A 17,634-nucleotide genomic window follows, 5' to 3' on the forward strand; every position below is an offset into this window, starting at 1 on the left:
ATTACAAATTAAAAAAACTCCCTACGGCTGTAGGGAGTTTTTTTATGGGGTTGTATTAGATAGCCTATAATTCTATCTTCTAGATACTATATAAAATAGGCTAATTTAGATTTAATAGAGGAGTGGCTACTTTCGCGCAAGCGTAAAATAAGATATAATGATCTTAGAGGATGTATGTTATTATCTAAGCTAATGTATAGTTTTTGCGGAATAAGAGAAGCTTAAAAAACATCATCTTCTTCTTCCTCTTCTTCTATAATCTCATCGTCTTCATCATCAATTTGTTGCAAATCTAAAGGAGAGTCTGCGGGTATGGTAACAATTTTACCATTCCAACGTACACGTTTAAGCTCTTGGTCTAGATTCACACCATATAAACGATCAAATATTTTGGTTCTGATTGTATACGTTATAGCTGCGACAATGGCTATAAGAGGTATGATAATGTAGAATTCATCACTATCTACAAATAGTAAATCTTCGTTGATTGTACTATAAATTTGGAAAACATACATCGCTATTGGAACTAAAATAGAATGATACCACCAGTGTTTACAGGTGAAAAACCAGATTAATAATAAGATAAAGGGAACAACTTTGCTAAAAACTATCCAAGCTAAGATTTGAATACTTTCGTAATAATTACTGTGTATTGTACCAAACAAAGAGGATTCCCAAGTTTTTACATTTGGGAATCCTTGATATACGTATGAGACTATAGGCGATAGCACTATACATAATGCAATAATAGTACCTACAGATAAAATTTTTCTTTTATCCGTTGCTTGGTATTTTTTTAATGTCACGTTTGTCGATTGCTTGTTCTGCATTTTCTGTTATTGCAGTGTACGTTAATGCTGTTGCTCCCGCAATAAGCAGGCCTAATAGTAAAGCTTTAATTTTCATAATTTAGAGTGTTTTGAGTATTAATGATTTGTTGATACAAACATCACTCAATTCTCTCAATTTATAACCAATCGCTTTTTTTTGTATATTCGCGCTTTTTTTGAAAAAAAAATACACGAAAACAACATTTTACACTTGTTAGGGGTTATCTATTAAAATCTTATTTTTCGATTAAAAGTTTTATGTTATGTTTTTTGTCAATAAGTAAAATTCAATTATCAGAAAAAACCTACATTTTCACCAAATTACATTAACATAATTTTAACATAATTAATTTATTGATATTACTCTTTTATTTGTGTTTTGCTTCTCTATCTTGATAATATCTGCTTCGTTTGGTAAAAATTTTGAAATATTATCAGGCCACTCAATAAATATCCAGTCACCATTAAATATATATTCTTCAAATCCCATATCAAGCGCTTCTTCTTGATTTGTGATTCTATAAAAGTCAAAGTGGTAAATGAGCTGCTCATTACCTGTGACATATTCATTAACAATTGAAAAAGTGGGGCTACTTATGGTGTCTGTCACACCAAGCTTTTTTACAATGGCTTTAATAAGTGTTGTTTTACCAGCACCCATCTCTCCATAAAAAAGCAAAACGTTGCTTCGGACAGTAGTGACGATTTTATCTGCAATAGCTTCTATATCAGATAAATCATAAGATATTTGCATTATTAAGTAGTTTAAGGGCGTTGCTAATATAAGAATTTTTTAAACTTTTATCGTTCAAATACAATATACGAGTCTTAAGATATTTATTATTGTAGGAATATTCTTTCAGTAAATGCGAATAATGACTATTGTCAATTCATTTAGAAAAACTGGGGTGAATTTTTTGAATAGAATTTCACTCCTTTCCTTAAGAGGTAGGAGGAAGGAGTACAAAACTGTTGTCTTCTAATAAAAAGAAATAAAAATTTTGAAAGAAGTAGTGCGAGAGCAATACTTACTATAATTCTAATAAATCGATGTCAATCTGTAATAGATTTGAAGGCAACATTTGATTAACTGTTAGATCCCTTCATATAACTTGTTTCAGTTGCAAACCCCTAATATGTAGTATAAAAACGAGTTAATAAACACCGATCATTAGAATTGTGATAGCACCTTATTTTACTATTACTCCATTGTAATAATAAAAAACATCAGGTACTTGTCCATTTTTTGATTGTCCTTAAACGACATTAATAATTTAAAGGTCTTATTTTATACCATACCAATCAACTAGGGTATAGGTATATTTATAAATATACCGTCTATATTTATCTTTTTACCGAAATTGTAGTATTCTGAAAAACAATGGTTTAATCCTTGATTAGACCTTTTAAAGTAAAAAGAGCATAATGTATTTCAAATAGACATTTGAAGTCAAAAATCTTGCTAAAATAACGGCATAAAACAGCGGTACGACATACACTTACTTTAAGTTTTAAGTGTGAACTATAAGATGTTATAAGTATTATGAATTAAGTAAGAAATTTCGTTTGTTTATTAATGAATGTATATTTTTGACTTTTACTTGCTATTTATGAAGAAGCGCGTTTTTCTCCTCTTTTTATTTTATTCTATTGTAACTATTTCTGGTAAGGCTCAAGATTTACCCTTCCTAATAGATGATAAAGTCCCAGACTCTATACGACTACAAGATTATCAAACAGTAAGGAAAAAATTCTTTGAACTTACTTACAAAGACCCTCAAGTAATTGATACGCTATTATTAGAGTTGTACAGTAAAGATTTAATAATTAAAGCTACAGAGAAGAATGACCATCTAGAAGTCTCTACATTTTATGATACATTAAGTAATTATCGTGAAAATAGTTTACCTACTATTGATTATGTATTAGAATATACGAAAACACATAATCTTGACGAGTTCTATATTGAAGCGTTAATAAGAAAAGCTCTTTTTTTTATTAATACAGAGTCTAATTTAGAAGAAGCTTATAGTTTAGCTCAAGAAGCTTATGATAAGAATCAACGTTTTAATAATCTAGTTATAGCATATACTACAAAAAATATTATAGCTTTATTGTTAAAAGACAGTGGTAAAACTAAGGAGGCTATTAAAATATATTTAGAACTTGAAGAGTTATATCATACTGATGTAATTAATGAAATATTTAAGTTTGGGACAGATCGATATATTAAGGAAGCTCATACAGAGATACAGTATAGTATGGCTTTAGCATATTTTAAGCTTCATAATTATAAAAAAGCTTCTGAATATATAAACAAAGTAAAGGAGTATTCAGATATCTCTGGTAACACAGAATATGTTAGCGCATATTTAGGCCTCAAAGGTGGTATTTTAATTAGACAGGGAAACTATACAGAAGGTTTAAAGTTTACCAATGAATATTTAGACATAGCAGTTAATCTAGATAATGATGAGTTTTCTCACTCCTATACAATGCAAGGCATCGCCTATAGGGGTTTACATCAACCTGACAAGGCTTTAACTTCATTTCTCACAGCCGATAGTTTACGTGATGTTGCTGGATCAGATTATTTATTTTCAGATTTAAAAGTTACTTATGATTATCTACACAATCATTATAAACAAACAGGAGATGTAGCTAGACAAATTGAATATCTCAATAAGATGATTGCTTATGAAGAGGAGTATGGAAAACTTAGCCAGAATGTAGGTGATCAGATAATAGCGTCTTACACGTTACCAGAGTTACTGTCAGAAAAAGAAAACGCGATAAAGACATTAGAAGAAGAAAAAGAAAGTAGAAACATTGGTATAATTCTAATTGTAATATTGGGACTGGCAGCGATAAGCTTTGCGATTTACCAGTATAGAAGACGACTCAAGTTAAAGCAACGTTTTATAAACTTAAGAGATACTTATAGTGAACGCATAACCACTGAGGAAAAGCCAGAAGAAGCTACTGCAGTAACAAGGCCTGTCGTGCAAAATCATATAGAAGGCGCATTATCACATATTAAACCAGCCCAGCTTGAAAAGATACAAGAAGGCTTAGACAGTTTTGAGAAAAAGGCTCTTTTTACATCTCATAACGTGACACTCAAGAGCCTAGCCAAACAGATAGGGACAAACGCCTCTTACCTTTCGAAATATATTAATGTTGAAAAATCTGAGAATTTTTCTACTTACTTAAATGATTTGAGAATTAATTATGTCCTCAAAGAGCTTTACAACAATCCAAAATTAAAATTTTACACAGTCGCCGCTATAGCAGAGGAGGTAGGCTTTTCTAACGTAAAATCATTTTCAACACACTTTAAACGTGTCACTGGGCTTTCGGTCTCCTACTTTATAAAAAATCTTTCTAGTGAGCCAGACAGCTTTTCTAAGGAGGAGAAAGACGGCGTTATCAACCTTTCTGACCGTGTGAATAAAGCTGGTTAAGGTATATTGATTTTTAGTACGCTTTCGCGAAAGCGTACTCACGCTTTGCAATATTTAAGTATTGTATGATAAAAAGGTGGCTAAAAGGATAATCTACATTGTGAAATCGTAAGAAATTTCGTAAAATTTAAAATGTAATCTCTATTTTTGTCGGCTATTAGTTAGTTTCCCTTATGAAGGTTTACACCTTATATTTTTTTACAATACTTCTTTGCCTACCAGCTTTGGTATCCAGCCAAGACCTACCCTATATCACAGATCAAAAAGTACCAGACTCTATAGCCTCTATAGATTACTCAATACTTAGAAAACGGTTTTTCAAATTTGCAATTGAGCCACCTGCAGATGTAGATTCACTCACTATAGAACTCTATGCTAAGTTTCTCATTATAGAAGCGCAGCAAAAAGAGTTAAAAGATGATTTTGCTAAATTTTATAGTAATCTAGGTACTTTTAGAGGAGACATTGCAAGTATAGATTATGCACTTCAACATACAGACAAACATAAATCATCTGAACTATATGAACAAATATTAATTGAAAAGGCTATTCATCTTTATAATGATGATCAATTTCAAGAATCTTATGACATAGCTCAAGAGGCCTTGAAATTTGCAGAAAAATCTAAAAACTTATCAAATGAGTGGTCTCTAAAAAATTTAATAGCAGTATTACTTATTGAAAATAATAAAGAGGTCGAAGGAATACAAGTTTTAAAAGAAATTGAAAAGACCTATAGTACTGATAAGATTAAACAAATATTTCCATATAGTTGGGAAGCTAACAATAAAGAAATATTGGCATCGGTGCAATATTGTATTGCTATGGCATATTTTGATATAAATGAATTAGATAGTGCCACATATTATATATCAAAGATTAAAGAATACGCAAAAGATGCTAATGATAATGACTATTATTTATCTTATTTAGGATTACAAGCAGGCATATATACAAAATCACATAAATATAAAGAGGGATTAAAGCTTACTAATCAATATTTGGCAGAAAATCTAGATGGAGATCCCGATGCTTTATCTCACTCTTATGCATTTAAAGGCATAGCTCACAAAGGACTACAGCAACCGGAAGAGGCGCTCGCGGCGTTTCTTAAGACTGATAGTTTACACGAGTCTGGTGGTGCAGATTATTTCTTTCAAGAACTTAAAACCACCTACGATTACCTCCTTATTCATTACAAAAACACGGGTAATAGCACAAAACAAATTGAGTACCTCAATAAAATGATAACCTATGAAGAGGATTTTGGATCACTTAGTAAAACCATAGGTGATGGTATTGTAGCATCTTATACAATCCCTCAATTACTCTCAGAAAAAGAAGCAGTTATACAAAGTCTTGAGGGTGATAAAAAACAGCGCACCGTTGGTCTTATTTTTTTTATAGGCCTAGGGTTACTTGCCCTATTTTATGCGCTTATTCAATATAGAAAGCGACGTATTTTAAAACAACGTTTTGAAAAATTGCGCGCCATATATAGTGAGTGGGTCGTACAAGAAACAAACCCTATAAAGGAAGCCGAACCAGCCTTACCTGTTGTAAAAGCTGAGCAAGACGGCCCTTTATCACACATAAAGCCAGCGCAGCTAGAAAAGATACAAGAAGGTCTAGACCGTTTTGAGAAAAAGGCCCTTTTTACTTCTCATAATGTGACGCTTAAGAGCCTTGCTGCACAAATAGGAACAAACGCCTCCTATCTTTCTAAATACATTAATGTAGAAAAATCTGATAATTTTTCTACCTACCTAAGTGATTTACGTGTTAATTATGTGCTTAAGGAGCTGTATGCTTCTCACAAACTACGTTCATATACCGTTGCCGCCATTGCAGAGGAGATAGGTTTTTCTAACGTAAAATCATTTTCTACACACTTTAAGCGTGTGACTGGACTCTCTGTATCTTATTTTATTAAGAATCTAGAGGGCATTAAAGAGACTGCTGTGAAGAAAAAGGATGATAATGTGATAGACTTTTTAGAGCGAATTAATAAAACGGGGTAACTACGTTTTTACATTTTATAGCATCATAAAAAAACCACAGCTCTGGCTGTGGTTTTTTATTTAAAAAGGAGGGTGTTTAAAACTTCTTAAGTCTATAGCTCAGGTTAAAGTACGGCAATATAATAGAAGCATTAGGTCTTGTGGTCGTACCAAACTCGTGTTGTGTAGAAAAGTATATGCCACCTGTAAAGCTTATGCCATTGCTTTCATAACCTAAAGCCGCATTAGTAGGATACCACGTAAAATTTCCATCTCTTCTAGTAAGTACACTACCAAATTCACCGAGTTCAGGTATATCTAAAATACGTGAAGTGGCATATCTTGTTCCAGTATTTGCAATACTTGTTCCAAACCTCACGTAAAGGCTCTTGCCTTGTGAGAGCATAAAATGTTTTTCTATATAAAAATTATAATCCATTATTAATCTATATATAGGCTTGTCATAGGTTATGCCGAAATTATTAGAAACGTTTGCTCTCTCGTTATAGACAAAGTTATAACGTAAGGAGTGTGAAAAGTTAAAACTCCAATTTTTTACAAACTCCCACCCCAACTCATAGTGTATAGAGGGACCTATTAACATATCATCAGTATTAAATGTTACAGGGGCTATACGAGTTACAATACCTGGCTCAAGTTTTTGTATGGGGGTTATTCTGTATTCTGTCCCTATAGTGAGGGAGAACTTTTTTCTTTTGGTTTCTTGTTCTTGAGATAATCCAAAGACACTATGTAATAATAAAAAGAAGAGGGGGAGGTATTTTGCTTTGAGCATTTTAATTGTTTTATAATTTAAAGATGCTCTTTTCCTAGATGACGTACAAAATGTGTTTACGAAGAATCATAAAAAAGCAGCCTTGTTTTATAAATTTTCCTAATAATAATCGCACTGTCATTTTGCATAATAACATAAAAAAACCACAGCTTCTGGCTGTGGTTTTTTAGTTGAGTTTACGCTTTCGCGAAAGCGTAATACGTCTATTTAGGTTCCATTACAACAAATGGGATGACCATTTCTTCAAGGCTCACGCCGCCGTGCTGGTAGGTATTTCTGTAATAACTCACGTAGTGGTTAAAGTTATTTGGGTAGGCAAAAAAGAGGTCACTCTTTGCAAAAATATAAGAGCTACTCATATTTATAGAGGGTAAGTGTATGGTGCGCGGGTCTGGTGCTGCGAGTACATCTTTATCTTCATAGGTAAGGCTACGGCCAGTTTTATAACGTAGGTTAAGACTCGTGTTTTTATCACCTATTACCTTAGAAGGATTTTTTACATTTATAGTACCGTGGTCTGTAGTAAGTACCAGCTTCATACCCAGCTCTTGTGCTTGCTGTATCATAGAGAGCAGCGGTGAGTTTTTAAACCAGCTCTCTGTAAGGGAGCGATATGCCTTATCATTACTAGCAAGCTCTTTTATGACCTCCATCTCGGTTTTAGAGTGGGAGAGCATATCTACAAAGTTATAGACCACCACTGTAAGGTCATTATCCTTTTGAGACTTAAAGTTGTCTGCTAGCTTTTTACCATTTTTAAGATTAGTGATTTTGTGGTATTCCCACTTTACATCTAGGCTTAATCTCTTAAGTTGCGCCTCAAGAAAGGCCGCCTCGTGCATATTTTTTCCTCCCTCATCTGTATCATCTAGCCATAGATTGGGGTGTTTCTTTTTCATATCTTCTGGCATAAGCCCAGAAAATATGGCATTACGAGCATACTGTGTTGCGGTAGGGAGTATACTGTAGTAAGGCTCTTCTTGTACTTTTTTATAATGGGCAGCAAGGTGTGGCTCAAAAGCCTTCCACTGGTCATAGCGCATATTATCTATCACCACAAAGAGGGTAGGAGTACCCTTTTTAATATGAGGCTGTACCTTGTCCTTAAACAAGGTGTGCGACATTGTAGGAGCATCATAACCGTCAAACCAGTCTGGGTAATTTTTATCTATAAATTTACAAAACTGGTTATTTGCCTCTGTTTTTTGAGACTCTAGAATCTCAAACATCCCGCTATCTTCTATGCCCTCTAGCTCCATTTCCCAGTAAATGAGTTTCTGGTACAGTTCGCTCCACTCCTCAAAACTATTTATCATAGAGAGGTCCATCGCAATTTTTCTAAACTCTTGCTGGTATGAGGATGTTGTTTTCTGGCTTATAAGACGGCTATGGTCAAGATTTTTCTTTAAGCTTAGTAAGATCTGGTTAGGGTTTACCGGTTTTATAAGGTAGTCTACTATTTTTGAGCCTATGGCTTCTTCCATAATGTACTCTTCCTCACTCTTAGTGATCATCACGACGGGTACATTTTCTCTTTTATTTTTTATCTCATTGAGCGTCTCAAGCCCCGTGAGGCCAGGCATATTTTCGTCTAGAAATATGATGTCAAAGTTTTGTTCATCTATCATATCTACTGCCTCTGCACCGTTATCACAGGTGGTCACGCTATAGTTTTTCTTTTCAAGAAAGAGTATGTGTGGTTTCAATAAATCTATTTCGTCGTCTACCCAGAGTATTTGTATGTTGCTCATATATATAGTTAGTTCTTTAGTGGCCTTACCGTTGTATGGTGAAACCTTATATTTGTAAGGAGTACGCTTTCGCGAAAGCGTAAAACAACAGAATTTAAACTTTTTCTATTGCAGTCTTCCAAAGTTACAATTATTAACGACCCTATTTATGGGTTTATTACCATACCAAATGGGGTGCTCTTTGATCTCATACAGCACAAATATTTTCAGCGACTGAGACGTATCACTCAGATGGGACTCTCTTATCTCGTATATCCTGGAGCGCATCACACCAGATTTCAGCACGCTATAGGCTGTCTGGGTGTAATGCAAAAAGCGCTCAAAGTCCTTGTAGACAAAGGTGTTGTCATATCTGAGGCAGAGCAAGAAGCTGTACTTATCGCCATCTTATTACACGATATAGGTCACGGTCCTTTTTCGCACGCGATGGAGCATAGCATTGTAGATGGGGTGAGTCACGAAGATATTTCTACCTTATTTATGGAGGCTCTCAATGAGGAGTTTAACGGAAGTTTAACGCTCGCCATACAGATTTTTGAAGGGTCATATCATCGCTCCTTTTTAAATCAGCTGGTTTCTGGGCAGCTAGATATGGATCGTACAGACTACCTCAAGCGCGATAGCTTTTATACGGGTATGGCAGAGGGTAATATTAATACAGAGCGCATAGTCGCGATGCTCAATGTAAAGGATGACCACCTAGTAGTAGAAGAAAAAGGTGTGTATACGGTAGAGAAGTTTCTCGTGGCGCGACGCCTTATGTACTGGCAAGTGTATTTGCATAAAACAGGTATTGTTGCAGAGCAATTGCTTACCAGGGTGCTTAAAAGAGCAAAAGAGCTCTCGCGAGAGGGTGAGATATTACCTTCTAGCAAGGCACTGCAGTTCTTTTTACAAAATCAAATAGATAGCGATACCATAAAAAAGAGCTTAGACACCTTTGCACAGCTTGATGATTATGACATTATTTCGGCAATGAAGGAGTGGTGCTCGCATAAGGACTTCGTGCTTTCTGAGCTGTCTAAGAGTATCATAAATAGAGACTTATTAAAAGTAAAAATACGTAAGAAGCCATTTGCTCCGGCAAAGCTGGAGAAGCATAGAAGCGCTCTTATGAAGCAGTATAGTATCTCTCAAGAAGAGGCAAATTACTTTGTAATTACGGGTACGATATCAAATCAAGCGTATAATTATAAAAAAGGGGGGATTAATATATTAATGAGTAATGGAAAGATTGTAGATGTTGTAAAGGCTAGTGACCAGCTTAGTTTAAAATCGCTTACTAAAGAAGTAGTTAAAAACTATCTGTGTTACCCAAAACCTAAACGTTAATTTTTCCTATTTTTGTGCTTTATGAAATTTACCGCAACCCAAATCGCAGGCATACTAGAAGGGACCGTAGAAGGTAACCCAGAAGTAGAGGTCTCTAAGCTAGCCAAAATAGAAGAAGGAACCCCTGGGTCTCTTACTTTTCTGGCAAACCCTAAGTATACATCATACATCTACTCAACAGAGGCAAGTATTGCCATTGTGGGTAATGATTTTGTGGCAGATCAAGAAGTCAAGCCTACGCTCATACGTGTAGAAGATGCTTACAAGTCTTTTTCAAAATTACTAGAATATTATAATCAAGTAAAACTTAATAAGTCCGGTATAGAGCAACCTTGCTTTATATCTGACACGGCTAGTTATGGTGAAGGGCTATATCTAGGTGCATTTTCTTACTTAGGTGATAACGTACGTATAGGTGATAATGTAAAGATTTATCCTAATGTATATATAGGTGATAATGTAACTATAGGTGATAACTGCGTGCTTTTTGCAGGGTCTAAGGTATACTCAGACAGTGTGATAGGTAATACTGTTTATATACACAGTGGTGCTATAGTGGGCGCAGATGGATTTGGCTTTACGCCAAATGAAAATGGGGAGTATAGCAAAGTACCACAAACAGGTAATGTAATTATAGAAGATCACGTAGATATAGGTGCCGGTACTACTATAGATCGTGCTACCCTAGGATCTACTATTATAAGAAAAGGAGTAAAACTAGATAACCAAATACAGATTGCGCATAACGTAGAGATAGGTGCACACACCGCTATTGCTGCTCAAACAGGAATTGCAGGTTCTACTAAGATAGGTAAGCACTGTCTTATAGGTGGGCAAGTAGGTATCTCTGGTCACCTTACTATAGGTGATAAAGTGCGCATACAAGCACAATCTGGTATAGGAAGAAATATAAAAGATGGTGAAGTGCTGCAAGGCTCTCCGTCATTTAACTACGCAGACTGGAACCGCTCTTATGTACATTTTAAAAATTTACCAAAAATTGTACAAGCGGTAAACAAACTAGAAAAACAACAAAACAATGGGTAACGCTAAAGCACAACAACGTACGATAGCAAAAGAAGTAAGTCTTACAGGAGTAGGTTTACACACTGGTGCAAATGTAAAAATGACATTTAAGCCAGCGCCAGAAAATCACGGATATAAGTTTAAACGTATAGACCTTGAGGGGGAACCTATTCTCAATGCAGATGCCTCTCTCGTTACAAATACTCAAAGAGGTACAAACCTTGAAAAAGGTGGAGTGGCTATACAAACTACAGAGCACGTTCTTGCTGCTTGTGTAGGTCTAGAGATAGATAACCTGCTTATCGAGCTAGACGCATCTGAGCCGCCTATTATGGATGGATCGTCAAAGTTTTTTGTAGAAGCACTAGAAGAAGCAGGTATACAAGAGCAGGATGCAGCACGTGATGAGTATATAGTAAAGGAGGTCATCACTTATAGAGATGAAGAAACGGGAAGTGAGATTATCCTTATGCCATCAGACGAGTATCAGGTAACTACAATGGTAGACTTTGGTACAAAGGTGCTAGGTACACAAAATGCAAGTATAGAGCACATCTCAGAGTTTAAGGAAGAGATATCAGATAGTAGAACCTTTAGTTTTCTACACGAGATAGAGATGTTACTTGAGCACGGTCTTATAAAAGGAGGTGATCTTAACAATGCGATTGTATATGTAGATAAGGAATTATCACCTAGTACAATGGAAAAGTTGCGCGTAGCCTTTAATAAAGATCACATTTCGGTAAAACCTAACGGTATTTTAGACAACCTTACCTTGCATCACGCAAACGAGGCAGCACGTCATAAATTACTTGATGTAATAGGTGACCTTGCACTTGCAGGTACGCGTATACGTGGTAAAGTTATAGCAAATAAACCTGGGCATTTTGTAAACACACAGTTTGCAAAGAAGCTACAGAAAATTATAAAAAATGAGCGTCGTAACTATGTTCCAGATGTAGACTTACACGCAGCGCCAGTAAAGGATATTAATCAAATTATGGAGATGTTACCACACAGACCTCCATTCTTACTGGTAGATAAAATTCTAGAACTTACAGAAGAGCACGTAATAGGTATAAAAAATGTCACGATGAATGAACCATTCTTCGTAGGACATTTTCCTGGTGCACCTGTAATGCCAGGAGTACTTCAGATTGAGGCAATGGCACAAACGGGAGGTATACTTGTACTTAGTACAGTGCCAGATCCAGAAAACTATCTTACATATTTACTTAAAATAGATAACGTAAGATATAAACATCAAGTGGTGCCGGGTGATACGCTTATTTTTAAGCTAGACCTTATGGCGCCTATACGTAGAGGAATTTGCCAGATGCAAGCACGAGCTTATGCAAATGGAAAATTAGTGTCGGAGGCAGAAATAATGGCTCAGATCGTTAAAGTAAAAAATAACTAATATGAATCAGCCATTAGCATATGTGCACCCAGGTGCAAAAATTGCAAAGAATGTAGTGATAGAGCCTTTTACAACCATACATAATAATGTTGTAATAGGAGAGGGAAGCTGGATAGGTTCTAACGTAACTATTATGGAGGGAGCTCGTATAGGGAAGAACGTAAGTATCTTTCCTGGAGCAGTAATCTCTGCAGTACCACAAGATAAAAAGTTTAATGACGAAGATACCGTTACCATTATAGGTGATAACACCACGATACGTGAGTGTGTTACCATAAACCGCGGTACATCAGACCGTATGAAAACTCAAGTAGGTAATAACTGCTGGATTATGGCATACTGTCACATAGCACACGATTGTATCGTGGGCGATAACTGTATTTTTTCTAACAATAGTACACTAGCAGGACACATTACCGTAGGTGATTATGTGGTCCTTGCAGGTATGGCTGCCATACAGCAATTTTGTACCATAGGGAGTCACGCCTTTGTAACTGGTGGATCGCTAGTACGTAAGGATGTACCGCCATTTGTAAAAGCAGGTCGTGAGCCATTAAGTTATGTAGGTATAAACTCTATAGGACTACGTAGACGCGGTTTTACGACAGAAAAGATAAGAGAGATACAAGATATCTTCCGTATACTATACCAAAAGAATTATAACAACTCACAAGCGGTCACTATTATAGAAGCAGAGATGGAGGCAACTCAAGAGCGTGATGAGATCTTACAGTTTATAAAGAATTCTCAACGCGGTATTATGAAGGGGTATTTTAGCTCTTAATAGTTATGTTTCCGCTTGCGCGAAAGCGGAATATAAACCATATCAAACAACCTCTAGCTTTGGGCGCGAGGTGACAGAATAATAAACAAGAGGGGAGAGTGGTAATCTTTTCCTATTTTCGCGAAAGCGTTATTTTAACAACAATATCAATATGAGTATCTCGAGCTAAGAGGTAGTCGATTAATTTTATTTTATGGCAACAACATCAGATATCCGTAACGGCCTTTGTTTACACTACAATAATGACATCTATAAAATTGTAGAATTCTTACACGTAAAACCTGGTAAAGGTCCAGCTTTTGTACGTACAAAAATGAAGAGTGTGACAACTGGAAAAGTGTTAGACAACACATTTTCGGCAGGACATAAAATTGAAGAAGTACGTGTAGAGACACACAAGTTTCAGTTTTTATACAATGATGGAGAAGGGTATCACTTTATGAATACCGAAGATTATACACAAATTGCTTTACAAGAAACAGCGCTAGATCGTTCTGATTTATTAAAAGAGGGTGAAGTAGTAACAGTACTTATTAACTCTGAAGATAACTCTCCACTATCTGTAGATATGCCAGCTTCTGTTATACTAGAAGTAACTCACACTGAGCCTGGAGTAAAAGGAAATACTGCTACAAATGCTACAAAACCTGCAACAGTAGAGACAGGTGCAGAGGTAAACGTACCTTTATTTATAAATGAAGGAGATAAGATCAAAATCGAGACTGTAAAAGGTACGTACAAGGAGCGTGTTAAAGAATAAATAATACTAGCTAACTAATTATAAAAATCCCGCAATTTCGCGGGATTTTCTTATTATATTCGTAATCGTGAAATTTAAAAAACAACATACACTTCAAGAAGTTGCTAGTCTCATAGATGCCACATTTGTGGGTGACCCATCATTTCCAGTACTTGGTATGAATGAGATACACGTGGTAGAGGAGGGAGATATCGTATTTGTAGATCACCCTAAGTATTATGATAAAGCGCTTAACAGTGCTGCAACGGTTATACTTATTAATAAAGAGGTAGATTGTCCAGAAGGCAAAGGACTACTTATCTCTGATGATCCTTTTAGAGATTTTAATAAACTTACTACGCATTTTAAACCTTTTGAGGGTGCAGGAGCAAGTGTTGCCACAACAGCAACAATAGGTGGGGGAACCGTTATACAGCCTAATGCCTTTATAGGTAATCACGTGACTATAGGTAAAAATTGTACCATACACTCTAACGTAAGCCTTTACGATTATACGGTAATAGGTGATAATGTGACAATACACGCTGGTAGTATACTGGGGGCAGATGCCTTTTATTATAAAAAACGACCAGAAGGATTTGATAAACTTAAATCTGGTGGTCGCGTAGTTATAAAAGATAATGTAGATATAGGCGCTGCCTGTACTATAGATAAGGGCGTTACGGGAGACACTACTGTAGGTGCTGGCACTAAAATAGACAACCAGGTTCACATAGGTCACGATACGGTTATAGGAGAAAAGGTTTTAATAGCCTCTCAGACTGGTATAGCAGGTTGTGTAGTAATAGAAGACGAGGTGACGCTATGGGGGCAAGTAGGTGTAACTAGCGGTATTACCGTAGGTGGTAAAGCAGTTATCTCTGCACAAAGTGGTGTAAGTAAGTCACTAGAAGGCGGTAAAAGTTATTTTGGATCTCCAGCAGGAGATTTTAGAACAAAATATAAAGAGCTTGCGGCATTGCGCCAGGTTCAAGAATTATTAGATAAATTAAATAAGCAATAATGGCTAAGAGTAAGAAGAAGATCGTGCGAGAGTTTTATGAGTCAGATTTTTTTAATGACACCTCTAACCTTGACAAGTATATGCATCCAGAAATGGAACTTTACTGGAATGCAAAAACTGGATACAATCATATGGATATCCAGGCTGTAAAGGATATGGCAACAGAGGCTGGTAAGTCTTTTGATGCAGTGCGACCTCATATTACACACCTTATGTCTGATGGTGATAATGTCGTGATACGTTTTACATATCACGTAACTACTATAGAGACACCAGAGGTAGAAGAGCCTATTGCACACTTTATGGCTATATGGGAACTTAAAGACGGATTAATGTACCGTGGTTACCAGATGACCCAGCCTATAGAAGAGGATAAAGAGGCTATGAAGTCTTGGAAGTAAAATTCATTAATATTTTACTTGAGAATACTTAATCAAACTGCTATTTTTGCAGAGCAAAATTTTAAAACAAACTGATGAGCGTTTTAGTAAATAAAGATTCAAAAATAATTGTTCAAGGATTTACAGGTAGCGAGGGAACTTTCCACGCGGGCCAGATGATCGACTATGGAACAAATGTAGTAGGTGGAGTTACTCCAGGTAAAGGAGGACAAGTACACCTAGATAAGCCTGTTTTTAACACAGTACAAGAAGCTGTAGAAAAAGTAGGAGCAGACACAACTATTATTTTTGTACCGCCAGCATTTGCTGCAGATGCAATTATGGAAGCTGCAGATGCAGGTATCAAAGTAATTATAACAATTACAGAAGGTATCCCTGTTGCAGATATGATCAAAGCATCAGACTATATCGCTACAAAAGAGTGTCGCCTTATAGGACCTAACTGTCCAGGTGTAATCACTCCAGGAGAAGCAAAAGTAGGTATTATGCCAGGTTTTGTTTTTAAAGAAGGAAAAGTAGGTATCGTTTCAAAATCTGGAACACTTACTTATGAAGCTGCAGACCAGGTTGTAAAACAAGGTCTTGGTATCACAACAGCTATCGGTATAGGTGGTGACCCAATTATCGGGACAACTACAAAAGAAGCTGTTGAGTTACTTATAAATGACCCAGCAACAGAAGCTGTCGTAATGATAGGTGAGATAGGTGGTCAACTAGAAGGTGATGCTGCAAAGTGGTATAAAGAAAGCGGAAGCAAGAAGCCAGTTATAGGATTTATAGCCGGAGAGACTGCACCAGCAGGACGTACAATGGGGCACGCAGGTGCAATTGTAGGTGGATCTGATGATACAGCTCAAGCTAAAAAAGCAATTATGAGAGAATGTGGTATACACGTAGTAGATTCTCCAGCAGAAATAGGTAAGAAAGTAGCAGAAGTTTTAGGATAAGATGCTATAATTAAACCATAAGTATAAACCCTCTTGATTTTCAAGAGGGTTTTCTTTTTATTAAATCAATTTATCAATCAATCAATTATGAAAATCAAATTATTAGTAGTGCTACTATTTGTGGCAAATCTCTGTTATGGTCAGGTTAATGTTGGGTCAAGTAAAAGTCCTCTCAATTTATATTCGAAATCTCTAAAAGCTGAAGATTTTGAGAATTTAAAAAAGAAATCTACTTGTGTGATTTTACCCGAAGGAATAGATCAAGAAAGGTTTAAAAATAATCTTAAAGATGTATGGGATGTAAATGAACTCAAATTTGTGACAGGTGAGGAGTACAAGAAGAATAAAGAACGTATACTAAAAGAAAGTGCTGTTTTAAAGTTAGTGGGTGACGTATATCTCATCGGGAAAAAGAATATTGCTACAGGTAAAAAGCGCAGTACAGGTGAGTCAATAACAAACTTTATCAGTCTAGTTATATACGATAATGTAATAATGAAGAAGGGTAAATTGAAGTACGATTCAAAAATGCTCGGCGAAATCGTATTCTCTCCTAACATCAAAATGCGAACTAATGTAGTTTATAGTGGTGGTCGTAAAAGTTTTCTAGCAAAAGCCAGCAATAAGAAAGCGCTTGCGGCTAATAAAGAAGAACCTGGTTTTTACACCTTTAATTACGGTTACATTAAAAACTTCACTCAAATTCTTAATGATCACTTAAAGAGAGGGGTTAGTATTAGTATGAGAGATGGTTATGTGGACAGCAATACCATAAAGAGTCTTAAAAATAAAACGCTATATGCTCCAGAATGGGTGTTAAAGCGATACGCCCCAGTTTCTTCTACTTTAAAAGAAGTTTCTACGCCAGAGGAGTTTTTTGAAGATTATGACTATGATTATAAGATAGTTACAGATGATGATCTTAATGCTAAAATAGAAGCCGGCGAGGATATTTATTACTTTTTACACACACAATACAACGCAGAGAAGGTTCTTGCAATTATAGCTGCAAAAACTGGAAAATATGTTTATTTAGAGACTGGAGGATCATATAATGTAAAAGGAAGTGATTTTAAAGCTTTAAATAAGGCAATCAATAAATAATTTTATTTTTAATACA

The 17,634-nt window shown here is 35.7% G+C and carries 16 protein-coding genes; 11 read left to right on the plus strand and 5 right to left on the minus strand.

Annotated elements, in window-relative coordinates:
* Window positions 1-221: 221 nt before the first annotated feature.
* The 3 genes from I597_RS09790 to tsaE form a co-directional block, all read right to left on the minus strand.
* On the minus strand, window positions 222-515 hold the full coding sequence (locus tag I597_RS09790; protein ID WP_052111697.1) for a hypothetical protein: 294 nt from the start codon (window positions 513-515) through the stop codon (window positions 222-224).
* A gap of 259 nt (window positions 516-774) precedes the next feature.
* Window positions 775-906, minus strand: coding sequence for a hypothetical protein (locus I597_RS15105; RefSeq protein WP_257724719.1), 132 nt, complete (start codon window positions 904-906; stop codon window positions 775-777).
* A gap of 270 nt (window positions 907-1,176) precedes the next feature.
* A complete protein-coding gene (gene tsaE / locus I597_RS09795) occupies window positions 1,177-1,584 on the minus strand; it encodes a tRNA (adenosine(37)-N6)-threonylcarbamoyltransferase complex ATPase subunit type 1 TsaE (protein WP_035324900.1) in 408 nt (135 codons plus the stop codon).
* 856 nt (window positions 1,585-2,440) lie between these two features.
* Between tsaE and I597_RS09800 the strand changes: the two genes are divergently transcribed.
* The gene (locus I597_RS09800) at window positions 2,441-4,294 is read left to right on the plus strand and encodes a helix-turn-helix domain-containing protein (protein WP_160268165.1); all 1,854 of its coding nucleotides are present in this window, start codon (window positions 2,441-2,443) and stop codon (window positions 4,292-4,294) included.
* A 224-nt stretch (window positions 4,295-4,518) separates the two neighbouring features.
* Complete coding sequence (locus I597_RS09805; RefSeq protein WP_236626628.1) at window positions 4,519-6,315, plus strand: helix-turn-helix domain-containing protein; 1,797 nt, start codon at window positions 4,519-4,521, stop codon at window positions 6,313-6,315.
* Between the two features lie 76 nt (window positions 6,316-6,391).
* Here I597_RS09805 and I597_RS09810 read toward each other — a convergent pair whose 3' ends face one another.
* Together I597_RS09810 and porX are read right to left on the minus strand one after the other, a co-directional pair.
* The gene (locus I597_RS09810) at window positions 6,392-7,090 is read right to left on the minus strand and encodes a hypothetical protein (protein ID WP_035324897.1); all 699 of its coding nucleotides are present in this window, start codon (window positions 7,088-7,090) and stop codon (window positions 6,392-6,394) included.
* Window positions 7,091-7,293: 203 nt separating this feature from the next.
* On the minus strand, window positions 7,294-8,841 hold the full coding sequence (gene porX, locus I597_RS09815; RefSeq protein ID WP_035324896.1) for a T9SS response regulator signal transducer PorX: 1,548 nt from the start codon (window positions 8,839-8,841) through the stop codon (window positions 7,294-7,296).
* Between the two features lie 108 nt (window positions 8,842-8,949).
* On the opposite strand from porX, the gene I597_RS09820 reads away from it, so the two are divergent.
* The 9 genes from I597_RS09820 to I597_RS09860 all read left to right on the plus strand — a co-directional run bounded on the left by I597_RS09820 (window position 8,950) and on the right by I597_RS09860 (window position 17,618).
* Window positions 8,950-10,173 (plus strand): HD domain-containing protein, encoded by a 1,224-nt coding sequence (locus I597_RS09820; protein ID WP_035324895.1) that lies wholly within the window; start codon window positions 8,950-8,952, stop codon window positions 10,171-10,173.
* Between the two features lie 21 nt (window positions 10,174-10,194).
* Entirely contained in the window at window positions 10,195-11,220 is a 1,026-nt protein-coding gene (gene lpxD / locus I597_RS09825) for a UDP-3-O-(3-hydroxymyristoyl)glucosamine N-acyltransferase (protein WP_035324894.1), read from the plus strand.
* Window positions 11,213-12,619, plus strand: a complete 1,407-nt coding sequence (locus I597_RS09830; RefSeq protein WP_035324893.1) for a bifunctional UDP-3-O-[3-hydroxymyristoyl] N-acetylglucosamine deacetylase/3-hydroxyacyl-ACP dehydratase — start codon at window positions 11,213-11,215, stop codon at window positions 12,617-12,619. Before lpxD ends, I597_RS09830 begins: the two co-directional genes overlap by 8 nt.
* A gap of 1 nt (window position 12,620) precedes the next feature.
* Window positions 12,621-13,403 (plus strand): acyl-ACP--UDP-N-acetylglucosamine O-acyltransferase, encoded by a 783-nt coding sequence (lpxA, locus tag I597_RS09835; RefSeq protein ID WP_021778942.1) that lies wholly within the window; start codon window positions 12,621-12,623, stop codon window positions 13,401-13,403.
* Window positions 13,404-13,596: 193 nt separating this feature from the next.
* Complete coding sequence (efp, locus tag I597_RS09840) at window positions 13,597-14,163, plus strand: elongation factor P (RefSeq protein ID WP_035324892.1); 567 nt, start codon at window positions 13,597-13,599, stop codon at window positions 14,161-14,163.
* A gap of 67 nt (window positions 14,164-14,230) precedes the next feature.
* Window positions 14,231-15,166: a UDP-3-O-(3-hydroxymyristoyl)glucosamine N-acyltransferase gene (locus I597_RS09845; protein WP_035324891.1), complete on the plus strand. Its 936-nt coding sequence runs from the start codon at window positions 14,231-14,233 to the stop codon at window positions 15,164-15,166.
* Complete coding sequence (locus I597_RS09850; protein WP_035324890.1) at window positions 15,166-15,567, plus strand: nuclear transport factor 2 family protein; 402 nt, start codon at window positions 15,166-15,168, stop codon at window positions 15,565-15,567. The genes I597_RS09845 and I597_RS09850 overlap by 1 nt, the downstream gene beginning before the upstream one ends.
* Before the next feature lie 74 nt (window positions 15,568-15,641).
* Window positions 15,642-16,514 carry a succinate--CoA ligase subunit alpha gene (sucD, locus tag I597_RS09855; protein WP_021778946.1) on the plus strand — a complete coding sequence of 291 codons (873 nt, stop codon included), beginning with the start codon at window positions 15,642-15,644 and terminating at the stop codon, window positions 16,512-16,514.
* Window positions 16,515-16,601: 87 nt separating this feature from the next.
* Window positions 16,602-17,618: a hypothetical protein gene (locus I597_RS09860; protein WP_035324889.1), complete on the plus strand. Its 1,017-nt coding sequence runs from the start codon at window positions 16,602-16,604 to the stop codon at window positions 17,616-17,618.
* Window positions 17,619-17,634 lie beyond the last annotated feature (16 nt).

The organism is Dokdonia donghaensis DSW-1, assembly GCF_001653755.1.
Taxonomy (GTDB): Bacteria; Bacteroidota; Bacteroidia; order Flavobacteriales; family Flavobacteriaceae; genus Dokdonia; species Dokdonia donghaensis.

Coding starts and splice junctions, on each gene's coding strand:
- lpxA (WP_021778942.1), top strand. CDS start 12,621: ATGAATCAGCCATTAGCATATGTGCACCCAGGTGCAAAAATTGCAAAG.
- efp (WP_035324892.1), top strand. CDS start 13,597: ATGGCAACAACATCAGATATCCGTAACGGCCTTTGTTTACACTACAAT.
- I597_RS09790 (WP_052111697.1), bottom strand. CDS start 515: ATGTATGTTTTCCAAATTTATAGTACAATCAACGAAGATTTACTATTT.
- I597_RS09850 (WP_035324890.1), top strand. CDS start 15,166: ATGGCTAAGAGTAAGAAGAAGATCGTGCGAGAGTTTTATGAGTCAGAT.
- I597_RS09810 (WP_035324897.1), bottom strand. CDS start 7,090: ATGCTCAAAGCAAAATACCTCCCCCTCTTCTTTTTATTATTACATAGT.
- I597_RS15105 (WP_257724719.1), bottom strand. CDS start 906: ATGAAAATTAAAGCTTTACTATTAGGCCTGCTTATTGCGGGAGCAACA.
- lpxD (WP_035324894.1), top strand. CDS start 10,195: ATGAAATTTACCGCAACCCAAATCGCAGGCATACTAGAAGGGACCGTA.
- sucD (WP_021778946.1), top strand. CDS start 15,642: ATGAGCGTTTTAGTAAATAAAGATTCAAAAATAATTGTTCAAGGATTT.
- tsaE (WP_035324900.1), bottom strand. CDS start 1,584: ATGCAAATATCTTATGATTTATCTGATATAGAAGCTATTGCAGATAAA.
- I597_RS09830 (WP_035324893.1), top strand. CDS start 11,213: ATGGGTAACGCTAAAGCACAACAACGTACGATAGCAAAAGAAGTAAGT.
- I597_RS09860 (WP_035324889.1), top strand. CDS start 16,602: ATGAAAATCAAATTATTAGTAGTGCTACTATTTGTGGCAAATCTCTGT.
- I597_RS09800 (WP_160268165.1), top strand. CDS start 2,441: ATGAAGAAGCGCGTTTTTCTCCTCTTTTTATTTTATTCTATTGTAACT.
- porX (WP_035324896.1), bottom strand. CDS start 8,841: ATGAGCAACATACAAATACTCTGGGTAGACGACGAAATAGATTTATTG.